The sequence below is a fragment of the Pararhizobium polonicum genome (assembly GCF_001687365.1).
Taxonomy (GTDB): Bacteria; Pseudomonadota; Alphaproteobacteria; order Rhizobiales; family Rhizobiaceae; genus Pararhizobium; species Pararhizobium polonicum.
Genome location: NZ_LGLV01000007.1, coordinates 311,750 through 325,380, shown reverse-complemented (window position 1 = coordinate 325,380; position 13,631 = coordinate 311,750). Strand labels below are relative to the sequence as shown.

16 protein-coding genes and 1 other RNA gene are annotated in these 13,631 nt (G+C 61.8%); 10 read left to right on the top strand and 7 right to left on the bottom strand.

Going from position 1 to position 13,631, the window contains the following annotated elements; translation table 11 throughout:
- Nucleotides 1-104: 104 nt before the first annotated feature.
- Both ADU59_RS12410 and ADU59_RS12405 read right to left on the bottom strand, forming a co-directional pair.
- On the bottom strand, nt 105-929 hold the full coding sequence (locus ADU59_RS12410) for a TIGR00282 family metallophosphoesterase (protein WP_068954420.1): 825 nt from the start codon (nt 927-929) through the stop codon (nt 105-107).
- Between the two features lie 7 nt (nt 930-936).
- Complete coding sequence (locus ADU59_RS12405; protein ID WP_068954419.1) at nt 937-1,518, bottom strand: 5-formyltetrahydrofolate cyclo-ligase; 582 nt, start codon at nt 1,516-1,518, stop codon at nt 937-939.
- Between the two features lie 274 nt (nt 1,519-1,792).
- On the opposite strand from ADU59_RS12405, the gene ADU59_RS12400 reads away from it, so the two are divergent.
- On the top strand, nt 1,793-2,011 hold the full coding sequence (locus tag ADU59_RS12400) for a helix-turn-helix domain-containing protein (RefSeq protein ID WP_099050808.1): 219 nt from the start codon (nt 1,793-1,795) through the stop codon (nt 2,009-2,011).
- Here ADU59_RS12400 and ADU59_RS30255 read toward each other — a convergent pair.
- Nucleotides 2,006-2,245 carry a hypothetical protein gene (locus ADU59_RS30255; RefSeq protein WP_139093168.1) on the bottom strand — a complete coding sequence of 80 codons (240 nt, stop codon included), beginning with the start codon at nt 2,243-2,245 and terminating at the stop codon, nt 2,006-2,008. The two genes, ADU59_RS12400 and ADU59_RS30255, sit on opposite strands and share 6 nt — an antisense overlap.
- A 102-nt stretch (nt 2,246-2,347) precedes the next feature.
- Here ADU59_RS30255 and ADU59_RS12390 point away from each other — a divergent pair, with 102 nt between their 5' ends.
- Nucleotides 2,348-3,214, top strand: a complete 867-nt coding sequence (locus ADU59_RS12390; protein ID WP_068954417.1) for a LysR family transcriptional regulator — start codon at nt 2,348-2,350, stop codon at nt 3,212-3,214.
- A 28-nt stretch (nt 3,215-3,242) separates the two neighbouring features.
- Here ADU59_RS12390 and ssrS read toward each other — a convergent pair.
- From ssrS to ADU59_RS12375, 3 genes are all read right to left on the bottom strand, one after another.
- A non-coding RNA gene (gene ssrS / locus ADU59_RS12385) (6S RNA) lies at nt 3,243-3,402 on the bottom strand.
- Between the two features lie 60 nt (nt 3,403-3,462).
- A complete protein-coding gene (locus tag ADU59_RS12380; protein WP_068954416.1) occupies nt 3,463-3,840 on the bottom strand; it encodes a cell division protein ZapA in 378 nt (125 codons plus the stop codon).
- A 32-nt stretch (nt 3,841-3,872) separates the two neighbouring features.
- Nucleotides 3,873-4,145 carry a DUF4164 domain-containing protein gene (locus ADU59_RS12375; RefSeq protein ID WP_068954415.1) on the bottom strand — a complete coding sequence of 91 codons (273 nt, stop codon included), beginning with the start codon at nt 4,143-4,145 and terminating at the stop codon, nt 3,873-3,875.
- A gap of 339 nt (nt 4,146-4,484) precedes the next feature.
- Between ADU59_RS12375 and tkt the strand changes: the two genes are divergently transcribed.
- The 6 genes from tkt (at nt 4,485) to ADU59_RS12345 (ending at nt 11,719) form a co-directional block, all read left to right on the top strand.
- On the top strand, nt 4,485-6,461 hold the full coding sequence (gene tkt, locus ADU59_RS12370; RefSeq protein ID WP_068954414.1) for a transketolase: 1,977 nt from the start codon (nt 4,485-4,487) through the stop codon (nt 6,459-6,461).
- A gap of 72 nt (nt 6,462-6,533) precedes the next feature.
- Nucleotides 6,534-7,544, top strand: coding sequence for a type I glyceraldehyde-3-phosphate dehydrogenase (gap, locus tag ADU59_RS12365; RefSeq protein ID WP_068954413.1), 1,011 nt, complete (start codon nt 6,534-6,536; stop codon nt 7,542-7,544).
- A 64-nt stretch (nt 7,545-7,608) separates the two neighbouring features.
- A complete protein-coding gene (locus tag ADU59_RS12360) occupies nt 7,609-8,172 on the top strand; it encodes a putative glycolipid-binding domain-containing protein (protein WP_068954412.1) in 564 nt (187 codons plus the stop codon).
- A gap of 13 nt (nt 8,173-8,185) precedes the next feature.
- Complete coding sequence (locus ADU59_RS12355; RefSeq protein WP_068954411.1) at nt 8,186-9,385, top strand: phosphoglycerate kinase; 1,200 nt, start codon at nt 8,186-8,188, stop codon at nt 9,383-9,385.
- Between the two features lie 222 nt (nt 9,386-9,607).
- Complete coding sequence (locus ADU59_RS12350) at nt 9,608-10,633, top strand: class I fructose-bisphosphate aldolase (RefSeq protein WP_068954410.1); 1,026 nt, start codon at nt 9,608-9,610, stop codon at nt 10,631-10,633.
- Nucleotides 10,634-10,801: 168 nt separating this feature from the next.
- Nucleotides 10,802-11,719 (top strand): PhzF family phenazine biosynthesis protein, encoded by a 918-nt coding sequence (locus ADU59_RS12345; protein ID WP_068954409.1) that lies wholly within the window; start codon nt 10,802-10,804, stop codon nt 11,717-11,719.
- On the opposite strand, the gene ADU59_RS30885 is transcribed toward ADU59_RS12345, so the two are convergent.
- Nucleotides 11,716-11,871: a hypothetical protein gene (locus ADU59_RS30885; protein WP_099050807.1), complete on the bottom strand. Its 156-nt coding sequence runs from the start codon at nt 11,869-11,871 to the stop codon at nt 11,716-11,718. The two genes, ADU59_RS12345 and ADU59_RS30885, sit on opposite strands and share 4 nt — an antisense overlap.
- Nucleotides 11,872-12,050: 179 nt before the next feature.
- Here ADU59_RS30885 and ADU59_RS12340 point away from each other — a divergent pair, with 179 nt between their 5' ends.
- Together ADU59_RS12340 and ADU59_RS12335 are read left to right on the top strand one after the other, a co-directional pair.
- Nucleotides 12,051-13,331 (top strand): MFS transporter, encoded by a 1,281-nt coding sequence (locus ADU59_RS12340; protein ID WP_068954408.1) that lies wholly within the window; start codon nt 12,051-12,053, stop codon nt 13,329-13,331.
- Complete coding sequence (locus tag ADU59_RS12335) at nt 13,328-13,516, top strand: DUF1192 domain-containing protein (protein WP_068954407.1); 189 nt, start codon at nt 13,328-13,330, stop codon at nt 13,514-13,516. The genes ADU59_RS12340 and ADU59_RS12335 overlap by 4 nt, the downstream gene beginning before the upstream one ends.
- Nucleotides 13,517-13,631 lie beyond the last annotated feature (115 nt).

Here is a 13,631-nt window from a genome sequence, read left to right as displayed (position 1 = left end):
CGGCGATTGCGTGCAGCCGCTCACAATCGCGTCATTGCATTGCCGCATACGGGAACGGGTCTGGCCTCAAGCGAAGCCAGCGCGCCGTGAAGCCGGCTTCGATGTTATCCCCAGAATGCCGGTATCGTTTCCGCCAGCCGCGGCCCGATCCTCAGCGGCGCGATATTTTCCGCCAGTCCCGTGCGATCGGAAATCTCGACGCCGACGCCGCAGAGGGTCGCCGGACCGGACGCAGCCTCAAAACGCCCCTTCGGCATCTTGGAGATGAAGCGGTTGAGCGGCTCTTCCTTTTCCATGCCGAGCGACGAGTCGTAATCGCCGCACATGCCGGCATCCGACATATAGGCCGTGCCGCCGTTGAGGATCTGGTGGTCGGCGGTCGGCACATGGGTGTGGGTGCCGACGACGAAGCTGGCGCGGCCATCGACGAAATGCCCGAAGCACTGTTTCTCGCTGGTCGCTTCCGCATGAAAATCGAAGATGATGGCGTCGGCCTGTTCCTTCAGCGGGCAGGCGGCAAGGATCGCCTCGCCGGCCTTGAAGGGATCGTCGAGTTCCGGATGCATGAAGACGCGGCCCATGACATTGGCGACGAGGACGCGGGCGCCGTTGCGGGCGAAATAAAGGTTTGAGCCACGCCCCGGCGTTCCGGCCGGATAATTGGCGGGCCGCAGGAACTGGTCATGCCGCTGGCAGAAGGAGACCGCTTCTTTCTGATCCCATACATGATTGCCGGTGGTCACCACATCGGCGCCGGCATTGATGGTCTCGAGAAAGATGTCTTCGGTGATGCCGAAACCGCCGGCGGCATTCTCGCCGTTGACGATGACGAAATCGAGCTTCAGGTCGCTGATCAGGCCGGGCAGTTTTTCCCAGACCGCCGTCCGGCCGGTCTTGCCTACCATGTCACCCAGAAACAGAAGTCTCATATTCGCTCTATCCTAGCCCGAAGATCCGGAGCCCGCTTTCCGTCAGCATGGCGTCCAGCGCCACATCATGCGGCTCCGCCGGCACTGATGCCACTTCCTGGCAGTCAAATGCAATCCCGATCAGCCTCGGCATATGGCCTTTCTGGCGCAAACGCTCGATTGCACGGTCGTAATATCCCGCTCCATAGCCAATCCGGTGCCCTGCCTTGTCGAAGGCCGACAGCGGCACCAGCATGATATCCGGATCGAGCACGGCCGCGTCCTCGCCCGGCCCGGTCGTGCCGAAGCCGGTCTCGACGGTCGGGGCGCCCGCCACCAGTTCGCGAAACACGATCGTCTTCTTGTCGAGGATGACCGGCAGGCACAGACGCGCGCCGCGCTCGCGCAAGCGCGCCATCAACGGCCGGATATCGACTTCCGAGCGGATCGGCCAGAAGCCGGAAATCACCTGTCCGGGCGCAAATTCGATGGCATCTCCGGCATGGCGGAGCATGCGAAGGCTTGCCTCGATCCGCGCCTCCGGCGTCATCGAATCGCGCAGCGCCAGCCGCTCCATGCGCAGCGCCGCCTTCTGTTCCCTGGGTGTCATGCACATGCCCTCCTGTCTGCCAGTGTCCATTTCTAGTGCATCGAACGCAGGCAGGGGAACCGTGGCGCCGTCGCTTATGCAACCTTTTACGACAGAAAAGCGTTTGCTGTTCAATCTGGCACAACATTAGAGGTCTGTTCATTATGCAAAGCAGTTCCGCTTTCACGGCCTCTCACCACCGTGCAAGAGAAGGCCGCCAATCACATCATGAAAACAGTTCGGTGCCCGCTTCCGGCGATGCGGGGAACTGTTCAGCTTTAAGACGGAGCCGGCCATGTCCATGAAGGACAAGATGCTGCAGGAACTCGATCCCCTGGAACTGCGCTGCCTGTCATTGGCCGCGCGCGGACGGACCAGGGAAGACATTACCCGCGAAACAGACATTTCCCATGACAGGATCGACGAGGCTTTCGCCTCGGCCATGCGCAAGCTGCAGGCGGGCAATGTCGCCGAGGCGGTTTTCCGCGCCGCCCGCATGAAGCTGATTTCATAACATCCAGAAACGATGTCTCTCACTGGCGGCCTTCTCATCTTGAGCCGGGCCACACCCATAGCAGGCGTTCAGCCTGTCTATCCCGATGTCATCAAGCAGATGCCGGTTTCTGCCTCTGACTATCTGCGCGAACGCCTGCCGCGCCAGCCGCTCCGACTGCCATCGGGAAATCTTGCGCAGAATGGCCGCGACGGTTGAACTGAGCCGCCCTCGTTTCGCATGATCATCTTTCATGCCCGGTACTCCTTGGATTCGTCCAAGTATCGGGCCTCGATTGACATATCGCCAACGAATTGCAAACATACCTACCATCAGAAAAAATGATGGCAGGATGCAATGTTTCCCCCTCTTGAAAGCGATCTCCTGCGGACGTTCGTCGCGGTGGCGGACAGCGGCAATTTCACCAAGGCGGGAGAAACGGTGGGTCGAACCCAGTCGGCCGTCAGCATGCAGATCAAGAAGCTCGAGGATATTCTCGGCGAAACGCTGTTTGAGCGGGGATCGCGCGGTGTCAATATGACAGGCCACGGCGCGCGACTGCTCGACAACGCCCGCCGCATCGTCACGCTCCTGGACGACACGGCAGCATCGATCCGGCTGCCGGCCCTCGACGGCTCGGTCAGGATCGGAATTTCGGAGGAATACATCAACTCGACCCTGCCGAAGGCACTGGGCACCTTCGCCGCCGTTCATCCCGGCGTCGAGGTGACGGTGCAGCAGGGCGTCTCGATGGCCAACCTCGCGGCACTCGACGCCGGAGAAATCGATATCGCCGTGGTTTTCGAACCGGGCGGCGAGACGAGAAACGAAGTCCTCATGGTGGATCCCACCGTCTGGGTGACCTCCGACCAGCATTGCGCGCATGAGCGGCGGCCGCTGCCGATCGCCACATATACCTATCTCAAGAATGGCTGGTGCGACGAGCTGGCACTCAAGAGCCTGCAGAAACGCGGGCTGGAAAGCCGCGTCGCCTATGTCAGCCGCACCAGCAGTGGCCTGATCGCCGCGGTGACATCGGGCCTTGCCATCGCCCCGCTGACGCGCAGCAGCATCCCCGCCGGATGCCGCGAACTGACCGCCGCGGACGGATATGACGTCATCGACTTTTCGAATGTGGTGATGAAAACCAGAGCCCGGGGCAACACGCGGATCGTTGAGAGCATGTCCAACGCCATCCGCGAGGCCTTTCGGCCGGCGGCGTAAGGCTGAAGCGTTTTCCGGAAGAGAAAAGGTGCGATCCACACAACCGATGGACTTTTTACGATCCTGGGTGCCTACAAACGTAGGTGGGCGCCATGTGACCTAGCCCACGGGCCAGGTCAGGGACAGCTCCCGTTGGATCGAGTATGGCCCCAGGGATTGTGGTGTCCTGTCGGGAAGCGCAGACCGCAACGTCAATATAGAGTGCATCGATGGCTTGCGCCAGTGCCGCATGCCCAACTTGTCAAAAATCAGTTGGAGGCCGGAGCCGCCTTGCCCGAGAGCTTCATCGCAATCCCGTGAATCTGCGATGTGACCTCCGAAAGGGCCGAGGCCAGAGCCTCCTCCGCCTTCTGCTGGTCTGACAGGGTCGCATCGCGGCCCTGCTTCAGATTGTCGGCTTCCGTCTGCAGGCTTTTCAGCTTGCGGTTCACTTCGCTGAGTTCGTCCATCACCATGATGCCGGCCATGACGGTCAGGCGCAGGTCGCCGATCTCGCCGAACTGGGTCTTGAGATGGCTGACATACTGGTCGAAACGGGTGGCCAGTTCGGTCAGATGATCTTCCTGCCCCTCCTCGCATGCCATGCGATAGGCCTTGCCGTCGATCATCACCGTTACTTGCGCCATTCACGTCACCTGAGCCGCAGGCCGACCACGCATCAGCGGTCCAGCACTGCCCTTATCGTTTCCATGGCCGTCACCAGACGGCGCGAGACTTCGCGGTTGACTTCCTCGAGGCGGTTGGCCCGGAATTGCGACTGGTCGAGTTCCTGGGCGAGACGCGACCGGTCTGTGTTGACGCGGCGGACTTCGCCTTCGATTTCGCCATGATCGCGCTCCCGGTCGAAGCGCCCGTCAATGGCATTTTCGAGGCTGCCGACTGCGCTGCGCAACTCGTCGATCGCTGCCTTGACTGTCTTTCCTGCCGCCATAACGCTGTCCCGATACGCACCGGCCCGCGTCGAATCGCTCTCCGGAGCCTGTATTTCAAGCCAATCTCACTAATAAACCCATTCGGCAAGTCTCCACAACGCCATCCGCCTGCGCGGGCTGCGTAACCTGTGGATCACGAATTTTAAATCGATTAGCACGCAAGGGCCCCATTTGCCGGGACTGCGCGGGAAAGCCGCGCAAAAAGCGTCTTCCGGCGGGGTCAAAAAGGCCGTATTTGTTGACTCCGCCGAAGCAACTGTTATGTGTCAGCCGCTTCTCGTACGGTCTTTGGAGGATAGAGACCGTTCCCTGTCCACCGAACTCAAGCGGAACAGTCAATGATCTCTCGCGCAAAACACGACCGGATGGCAAATGCGATCCGTTTCCTCTCCATGGACGCCGTTGAAAAGGCGAATTCTGGTCATCCCGGCCTGCCCATGGGTGCCGCCGACGTGGCAACGGTGCTATTCTCCCGTTACCTCAAATTCGATCCGAAAGCCCCGCTCTGGGCCGACCGCGACCGCTTCGTGCTGTCGGCCGGCCATGGCTCGATGCTGCTCTATTCGCTGCTCTATCTGACGGGCTACGAAGACATGACCATCGAGGACCTCAAGCAGTTCCGCCAGCTCGGCTCCAAGACCGCCGGCCATCCTGAATACGGCCATGCCTCGGGCATCGAAACCACCACCGGCCCGCTCGGCCAGGGCATTGCCAATGCCGTCGGCATGGCGATCGCCGAACGCAAGCTCGGCGACGAATTCGGCGCCGGCCTGCAGGACCATCATACATATGTCCTGTGCGGCGACGGCTGCCTGATGGAAGGCATCAGCCACGAGGCAATCGCCCTTGCCGGCCATCTCAAGCTCCACAAGCTGGTGCTGTTCTGGGACAACAACAACATCACCATCGACGGCACCGTCTCGCTGTCGGATTCGACCGACCAGATCGCCCGCTTCAAGGCCGTCCACTGGAACACGATCGAAGTCGATGGCCACGATCCCGACCAGATCGCCGCCGCCATCGAAAATGCCCAGACATCGGACCGCCCGACCTTCATCGCCTGCAAGACCACGATCGGCTTCGGCGCTCCCAACAAGCAGGGTTCGCATAAGGTTCACGGTTCGCCGCTCGGCGCAGACGAAATCGCGGCAACCCGCAAGGCTCTCAACTGGGAAGCACCCGCCTTCGAAACTCCGGCTGACGTTCTCGATGCCTGGCGCGAATCCGGCAAGCGTTCGGTCGGCGAACGCACGCAATGGGAAGGCCGTCTGGCCGCTTCGCCCAAGAAGTCCGAGTTCACCCGCCGCTTTGCCGGCGAACTGCCTGGCAATCTCGATGCCGCCATCGACACCTACAAGAAGAAGCTGGCCGGCGCTCCGCCGACCATCGCCACCCGCAAGGCCTCCGAGGATGCGCTTGAGGTCATCAACGGCACCGTGCCCGAAACGCTCGGCGGCTCGGCCGACCTGACGCCGTCCAACAACACCAAGACCAGCCAGATGACGTCGATCACCCCGACGGAATTTGCCGGCCGCTACATGCACTGGGGCATCCGCGAACACGGCATGGCAGCCGCCATGAACGGCATCACGCTGCACGGCGGTCTCATCCCCTATTCCGGCGGCTTCATGATCTTCTCGGATTATTGCCGTCCGTCGATCCGCCTCGCCGCCCTGATGGGCATCCGCGTCATCCACGTGCTGACGCACGATTCGATCGGTGTCGGCGAAGACGGCCCGACGCATGAGCCGGTCGAGCACATGGCAGCGCTGCGGGCGATCCCGAACCTTCTGATGTTCCGCCCAGCCGACGCGGTGGAAACCGCCGAATGCTGGCAGCTGGCATTGAAGGAACAGCATCGTCCGTCCGGCCTGGCGTTGACCCGCCAGAACCTGGCCCCTGCCCGCCTGACCTACGAGGCGGAAAACCTCAGCGCCAAGGGCGCCTACGAACTGATCGCCGCCGACAATGCCAAGGTCTCGATCTTTGCCTCCGGCTCGGAAGTCGAACTGGCCGTCAAGGCCGCGGCCGAACTGAACGGCAAGGGCATCGCCACCCGCGTCGTCTCCGTTCCCTGCTTCGAACTCTTCGCCGAACAGCCGGACGCCTACCGCAAGGCCATCATCGGCGATGCGCCGGTCAAGATCGCTGCTGAAGCTGCCGTCCGTCAGGGCTGGGACACCTTCATCGGCAGCGACGGCGATTTCATCGGCATGCACTCCTTCGGTGCCTCCGGTCCGGCCAAGGATCTGTTCAAGCATTTCGGCATCACCGCGGACGCCATCGTCGCGGCCGCCGAAAAGAAACTCGCATGATTTTCCTTTTCGGAGCGCGTCCCGGCGCGCTCCGTTTTCCACATCGAGACCTTAGACAGGGAGAGACCTGAAATGACTGTAAAAGTTGCCATCAACGGCTTTGGCCGTATCGGCCGCAACGTCCTTCGCGCCATCGTCGAATCCGGCCGCACCGACATCGAAGTCGTCGCCATCAACGACCTCGGCCCGGTCGAAACCAACGCCCACCTGCTGCGCTACGATTCGATCCACGGCCGTTTCCCGGCTGACGTGAAGGTCGAAGGCGACACGATCATCGTTGCCGGCGGCAAGCCGATCAAGGTCACCGCGATCAAGGATCCGGCAGCCCTGCCGCATGGCGCAATGGGCGTCGATATCGCTCTGGAATGCACCGGCATCTTCACCTCGCGCGACAAGGCCGCCCTGCACCTTCAGGCCGGCGCCAAGCGCGTCATCGTTTCGGCGCCTGCCGACGGTGCCGACCTGACGGTCGTCTTCGGCGTCAACCACAACGAACTGACCAAGGAACACCTGGTCATTTCCAACGCGTCGTGCACGACCAACTGCCTGGTTCCGGTCGTCAAGGTTCTGGATGATGTCGTCGGCATCGACCATGGCTTCATGACGACGATCCACTCCTATACCGGCGACCAGCCGACGCTCGACACCATGCACAAGGATCTGTACCGCGCCCGCGCTGCCGCCCTGTCGCTGATCCCGACCTCGACCGGCGCTGCCAAGGCCGTCGGCCTCGTGCTGCCGCACCTCAAGGGCAAGCTCGACGGCACCTCGATCCGCGTTCCGACCCCGAACGTTTCGGTTGTCGACTTCAAGTTCGTCGCCAAGCGCGATACGACGGTTGCCGAAATCAACGCCGCCATCAAGGCCGCCTCCGATGGCGCGCTCAAGGGCATCCTCGGCTACACCGACGAGCCGCTGGTTTCGCGCGACTTCAACCACGACAGCCATTCCTCGATCTTCGCCAACGACCAGACAAAGGTTCTCGAAGGCAAGTTCGTGCGTATCCTCTCCTGGTACGACAATGAATGGGGCTTCTCCAACCGCATGGCCGACACGTCCGTTGCGCTGGCCAAGCTGATCTAAAGCGGCGTACCCGGCTATGCTTGCATGGCCGGGTAAAACTGCCGCGCAGAGATAGAGGACTTCCATGTTTCGGCCCCTTCCCCTCAAGACGGTACGCTGGCGTCCGCTCGAAGGGGAAGGGCTCGAACATCTGACGATCGGAACTTCCGAAGCCGGTATTCGCGCCTCCAGTGTCCTGATCGGCGAACGCGGCCGCCGCCCCTACGGCGTCCGCTACACAATCGATTGCGATGAGTCCTGGACCGTCATGTCCTTCAGCATCGATACGACGGATGGCCAGCACCTTTCCCTGGCATCCGATGGCCGGGGCCACTGGCGCGACGCGGATGGAACCGCCCTTCCCGCATTTGACGGCTGCATCGACATCGACCTTGCCGGAACGCCCTTTACCAATACCCTGCCCATCCGCCGCTTACAGCTGAAGCCCAAGGACGGCACCGTTAAACTCGCCATGCTCTATGTGCCGTTCGATACGTTCGAGCCCCTTCCCGACGGCCAGAACTATACCTGTCTCGAAGACGGCCGGCTCTATCGATATGGGGCCGAGGACCGCTCCTTCACCACCGACCTGCCGGTGGACGAGGACGGGCTGGTGACGGATTATCCCACCCTTTTCCTAAGACTATGACCGGAGACCGATCATGACTTTCAAGACCCTCGACGACCTCACCGATATCGCCGGCAAGCGTGTGCTTGTCCGCGTCGATCTCAACGTGCCGGTCAAGGACGGCAAGGTGACGGACGCCACCCGCATCGAGCGCGTCGTGCCGACCATCCGCGAACTCTCGGAAAAGGGCGCCAAGGTCATCCTGCTCGCCCATTTCGGCCGCCCGAAAGGCGAACCGGTCGCCGACATGTCGCTGTCGCTGATCGCGCCCGCCGTCGAGGACATTCTCGATCAGCGCGTTCATTTCGCCGCCGACAGCATAGGTGAGAAAGCCGCCGCCGCCATTGCCGGCATGAGCAACGGCGACGTTCTGCTGCTGGAAAACACCCGCTTCCACAAGGGCGAGGAAAAGAACGACGCAGAGTTCACCAAGGCGCTGGCCGCCAATGGCGATATCTACGTCAACGACGCTTTTTCCGCCGCGCACCGCGCCCATTCGTCCACCGAAGGCCTCGCCCGCCTGCTGCCGGCCTATGCCGGCCGCACCATGCAGGCCGAACTTGAGGCGCTGGAAAAGGGCCTCGGCAATCCGAAGCGCCCGGTCGTCGCCATCGTCGGCGGCGCCAAGGTGTCCACCAAGATCGACCTGTTGATGAACCTTGTGAAAAAGGTCGACGCGCTGGTCATCGGCGGCGGCATGGCCAACACCTTCATCGCTGCACGCGGCACCAATGTCGGCAAGTCGCTCTGCGAGCATGATCTTGCCGAAACCGCCAAGCAGATCATGATCGAAGCCGCGACCGCCGGCTGCGCCATCGTGCTGCCGGTCGACGGCGTCGTTGCCCGCGAGTTCAAGGCTGGCGCCGACAATGAAGTCGTCGATATCGAAGCGATCCCGGCCGATGCCATGGTGCTCGATGTCGGCCCGAAGTCGATCGCCACTGTCAACGATTGGGTCAGCAAGGCCGAAACGCTGGTCTGGAACGGCCCGCTCGGTGCCTTCGAGATCGCCCCCTTCGACAAGGCGACCGTCGCTGTTGCCAAGCACGCGGCCGCCCGCACCAAGAGCGGCGCACTGGTTTCCGTCGCCGGTGGCGGCGATACGGTTTCGGCGATGAACCATGCCGGCGTTGCCGATGACCTCACCTATGTCTCCACCGCCGGCGGCGCATTCCTCGAATGGATGGAAGGCAAGCCACTTCCGGGCGTCGATATCCTGCACCAACAGAAGTAAGCAAACGGTCGCTTCCAAGACCGCTGATCCGCCCCCTTTTACCCCCGGCCCCGCGCCGGGGGTTTTCGTTGCACCGCACCCATTTTTGGATGCGCCGCAAAAATAATCCCAACATTTCAAACGATTAAATTTATTTTAATCGTTTTAAACAGTTTAACTTCCATTTTCGTTGCCATATTCTTCTGCTATCGGCGATCCATCGGGATAATCAGGAGAACGCAGATGAGCGAAAGACTGGAAGACATTGCAGCAGCCATGGTGGCCACCGGCAAGGGCCTGCTGGCCGCCGACGAATCCACCGCAACGATCGGCAAACGCTTCGAGACGATCGGCCTGGCATCGACGGAAACATCGCGCCGCGACTATCGCGAGATGCTTTTTCGCGCCGACGAGGCGATGAAGGCCTATATTTCCGGCGTCATCCTTTATGAGGAAACGCTCTTCCAGAAGGCCGCCGACGGCACATCCCTCGTCGATGTCATCCGCGCGGCCGGTGCCATTCCTGGCATCAAGGTCGATACCGGTGCCAAACCGATGGCGAAATTTCCGGGCGAGACGATTACCGAGGGCCTCGATGGCCTCGCCGCCCGCCTGAAGACCTACTATGACGCCGGCGCCCGCTTTGCCAAATGGCGCGGCGTGATCTCGATCTCCGATACCCTGCCGAGCTTCGGCGCCATCAAGGCCAACGCACAGGCGCTTGCCCGCTACGCAGCCCTTTGCCAGGAAGCCGGCATCGTGCCGATCGTCGAGCCGGAAGTGTTGATGGACGGCGCACCGGGCACGCATTCGATCGAGCGCTCGCAAGAGGTCACCGAGCTGACACTGCGGATCGTCTTTGAAGAACTGAACGACGCCCGCGTCAGCCTTGAAGGCATGATCCTGAAGCCAAGCATGGTCATCGACGGCAAGAAGGCCCGCAAGGCGTCCGTCGCAGACGTTGCCGAACGCACGGTCGCCGTGCTGAAACGCACCGTCCCATCAGCCGTTCCCGGCATCGCCTTCCTTTCCGGCGGCCAGTCCACCGAAGAAGCGACAGCGCATCTCTCGGCCATGAAGGCCGGCTACGACCTGCCCTGGGGCATGACCTTCTCCTACGGCCGCGCCCTGCAGACCGAAGCGCTCAACGCCTGGGCCGGCAAGCCCGAAAACGTCGCCGCCGGCCAGCGCGCCTTCAGCCACCGCGCCCAGATGTGCAGCCTTGCCGCCAAGGGCGGATGGAAGAAGGAACTCGAAAAAGCCGCGTGATTTTTCAAAGTTACGGAGGGAGAGGAGGAAGCCCGGCCCGCGCAAGCGGCCGGGCTTTTTTCGTGACGCGCAGAAACCGATTGTCAGGGTGACAAGAACGCTGTTCGCACCGCAAGCGCCCTGCGATATTCCCTGAAACAGGAGCAAGCAGGAACAGGGGAAACCAGCATGAACAGCGTCGCCTATGTCACCGTCGATGTTTTCACCGGCGAGCGGTTTTCCGGCAATCAGCTGGCGGTGGTCCCCGATGCGCGCGGCCTGTCCGATGCGCAGATGCAGAACATCGCCGCCGAATTCCGCTATTCCGAAGTCACTTTCGTGCTGCCGCCGCAAGACCCGGCCAACACCGCCCGGGTGCGGATCTTCACACCGACGATGGAAATCCCGTTCGCCGGCCATCCGAATGTCGGCACCGCCTTCGTTCTCGGTGGCCAGAGCGACATTTTCGGCAAGCCGCCCGGAGATGTGCTCCGGTTCGAGGAAAAGGCAGGCCTCGTCGAGGCGGCGCTGATACGCGACGGTGGGCATGTCGTTGGCGCCGGCATTTTCGCGCCACAGTCTTTGTCGCTGGGACCGCAGGTCGATCACGAGACCATCGCCCGCTGTGCCTCGATCGACGCCGGCAGTATTCTCACAGGACCCCATGGGCCGGTCATCGCCTCCGTCGGCCTGCCTTTCGCGGTCGCCGAGCTGGCCAATCTCGAAACGCTGGCGCGCGCCTGCCCCAACACAGCCGCCTTTGCCGAAGCTGGCCGGCGATACTCGACGGACGATGACCAGTTCGCCCTGTTTCTCTATACGCGTGCGCCGGAAAACCCATGGCACCTGCGCGCCCGGATGTTCGCCCCGCTCGACAATGTCATCGAGGATCCGGCCACCGGAAGCGCCGCCGGTGCGCTAAGTGCTCTTTTGACCTCCCTGCACCCGGAGAGCGATATCGAGATCGACATCACCATCGAGCAAGGCGTCGAAATGGGACGCCGGAGTCTGATCGAATTGAAGGTTCGCAAATCGGACGGGCTGGTTGATAGCGTGCGGATTGCCGGACGCTGTGTTGCCGTCATGCAAGGGGCGATCAGCCTTTAAGGCCGGATCAGCACCGTCAGCATCATCACCGCGATCGCGAATACGGCGATCTTCCAGAAGTCGCGCCGCTGGCGCAGTCCGGGCAGGTTGAGCGGCTTCAGGAGCTGGATCAGCATGGCCAGCAGCAAGAGCACCGTTAACGCTTTCGACATCGTTTTTCCCGTTTGTGGAAAAGAGTTAGCGGCACTTGCGGCCCGTCACACGCACGTCACTTTTGCGCGCGATCAGGGTTAGAGCGCCTTTTGCATTCTCACTCAATAAAAATTTCCGGCTGGCAATTGCGGCGGCATGGCCTTACCTTTCGGCGCAGCCCGGAACCTGCGGATTTCACATGAGAAAAAACCTTCTGCCCGTCGCCGCTCTCCTGCTTGGGACGCTGTTCCTCTTCCTCGGCAACGGGCTGCACAGCCTGTTGCTGCCCGTGCGCGGTACGACGGAAGGATACTCGACGACATTGCTCGGTCTGCTCGGCACATCCTGGGCCAGCGGTTTCGTGCTCGGCTGCCTGCTGGCACCGACGATCGTCAAGCGCGCCGGCCATGTGCGCGCCTTCAGCGGCTTTGCGGCATTGCTGGCAATCATCGCGCTTCTGACCGGCCTGCTTGTCGATCCGATCTGGTGGGTGGCGCTGCGCGCCTTCACCGGTTTTTCGACGGCCGGCACATCGATGATCATCGAAAGCTGGCTGAACGAACGCGCCACCAATGAAAGCCGCGGTGCGATTTTCTCGCTCTACATTGCCATTACGTTGATGGGTGTCGTCGGCGGGCAGCTGATGATCCCGTTCGGCGACACCTCGACGACGCTGTTCTTCATGATCTGCGGCATCGTCTATTGCCTCGCTATGCTGCCGACGCTGCTCTCAACCGCCGCCTCGCCGCAGCCGCTGAAACAGGTCAGCCTCGACCTGCGCGGCCTCTACCGCAATTCGCCGATCTCCTTCCTCGGCATTCTTTTGGTCGGTATTGCCAACGGCGCCTACGGCACGCTCGGCGCCGTCTTCGGCCGCCAGGTCGGGCTGACCGACAGCGATGTCGCGCTGATGATGAGCACGACAATCTTTGCCGGCGCGGTGATGCAGTTTCCCGCCGGCCGGCTTTCGGACATGATCGACCGGCGCTATGTCTTGGCAGCCCTTGCCGCCGTTGCGGCCGTCGCCGGCGCGCTGATCTTCCTGATCGAGCCGACCCATGTCATCCTGCTGATCGCCCTTGTCGGCATCTACGGCGCGACAGCCAACGCGCTCTATCCGATTGCCGTATCGCACGCCAACGACTTTGCGACGCCCGAGGATTTCGTCAAGATTTCCGGCGGCCTGCTCTTGCTCTACGGCATCGGCACGATCATCGGCCCGACCATCGGCGGCCCGATCATGACCGTCACCGGCCCCTATGGCCTGTTCATGATCACGGCCTGCGCCCATGTGCTGATCACGGCTTACGCGATCTTCCGCAGCCGCATGCGTGCCGCCGTGCCCGCGGCCGAACGCGACGCCTACTCGACGATCAATCCGGGCACGCTGACGACACCCGAAAGCCTGCAACTATCGCCAAGGGCAGCGCCATTCGAAGAAGAGCCGAATGGCGATGAACCGACAGGGAGACCGCAATGAGCCTGTTCGACGATGACCGCCCAAAGAAACAATTGGCCCACGAGATCGGCTGTGACCTGTCACTGCTGTCGGCCGACGAGCTTTCGCTGCGGATCGACCTGCTGAAACAGGAAATCGCGCGGCTGGAAACAGAAAAGGCAAACAAGTCGGCCAGCAAATCGGCGGCTGAAAGCTTCTTTCGTTAATACTTCGGCCCATCAAAGCAACGTCGCTGGACGGCTTGCCGGAAACAAGACATCACTTCCGCGTGAATCCGGCCAATGTAACCCTTCATTAAGCCTTATAAGATATTACTAAGGC

What these genes read in the sequence shown, in the direction of transcription:
- ADU59_RS12410 (WP_068954420.1), bottom strand. Translation starts at nt 929, where the DNA reads ATGAGACTTCTGTTTCTGGGTGACATGGTAGGCAAGACCGGCCGGACG.
- ADU59_RS12335 (WP_068954407.1), top strand. Translation starts at nt 13,328, where the DNA reads ATGAGCCTGTTCGACGATGACCGCCCAAAGAAACAATTGGCCCACGAG.
- tkt (WP_068954414.1), top strand. Translation starts at nt 4,485, where the DNA reads ATGATCTCTCGCGCAAAACACGACCGGATGGCAAATGCGATCCGTTTC.
- ADU59_RS12400 (WP_099050808.1), top strand. Translation starts at nt 1,793, where the DNA reads ATGTCCATGAAGGACAAGATGCTGCAGGAACTCGATCCCCTGGAACTG.
- ADU59_RS12375 (WP_068954415.1), bottom strand. Translation starts at nt 4,145, where the DNA reads ATGGCGGCAGGAAAGACAGTCAAGGCAGCGATCGACGAGTTGCGCAGC.
- ADU59_RS12380 (WP_068954416.1), bottom strand. Translation starts at nt 3,840, where the DNA reads ATGGCGCAAGTAACGGTGATGATCGACGGCAAGGCCTATCGCATGGCA.
- ADU59_RS12345 (WP_068954409.1), top strand. Translation starts at nt 10,802, where the DNA reads ATGAACAGCGTCGCCTATGTCACCGTCGATGTTTTCACCGGCGAGCGG.
- ADU59_RS30255 (WP_139093168.1), bottom strand. Translation starts at nt 2,245, where the DNA reads ATGAAAGATGATCATGCGAAACGAGGGCGGCTCAGTTCAACCGTCGCG.
- ADU59_RS12360 (WP_068954412.1), top strand. Translation starts at nt 7,609, where the DNA reads ATGTTTCGGCCCCTTCCCCTCAAGACGGTACGCTGGCGTCCGCTCGAA.
- ADU59_RS12340 (WP_068954408.1), top strand. Translation starts at nt 12,051, where the DNA reads ATGAGAAAAAACCTTCTGCCCGTCGCCGCTCTCCTGCTTGGGACGCTG.
- ADU59_RS12390 (WP_068954417.1), top strand. Translation starts at nt 2,348, where the DNA reads ATGTTTCCCCCTCTTGAAAGCGATCTCCTGCGGACGTTCGTCGCGGTG.
- gap (WP_068954413.1), top strand. Translation starts at nt 6,534, where the DNA reads ATGACTGTAAAAGTTGCCATCAACGGCTTTGGCCGTATCGGCCGCAAC.
- ADU59_RS12350 (WP_068954410.1), top strand. Translation starts at nt 9,608, where the DNA reads ATGAGCGAAAGACTGGAAGACATTGCAGCAGCCATGGTGGCCACCGGC.
- ADU59_RS12405 (WP_068954419.1), bottom strand. Translation starts at nt 1,518, where the DNA reads ATGACACCCAGGGAACAGAAGGCGGCGCTGCGCATGGAGCGGCTGGCG.
- ADU59_RS30885 (WP_099050807.1), bottom strand. Translation starts at nt 11,871, where the DNA reads ATGTCGAAAGCGTTAACGGTGCTCTTGCTGCTGGCCATGCTGATCCAG.
- ADU59_RS12355 (WP_068954411.1), top strand. Translation starts at nt 8,186, where the DNA reads ATGACTTTCAAGACCCTCGACGACCTCACCGATATCGCCGGCAAGCGT.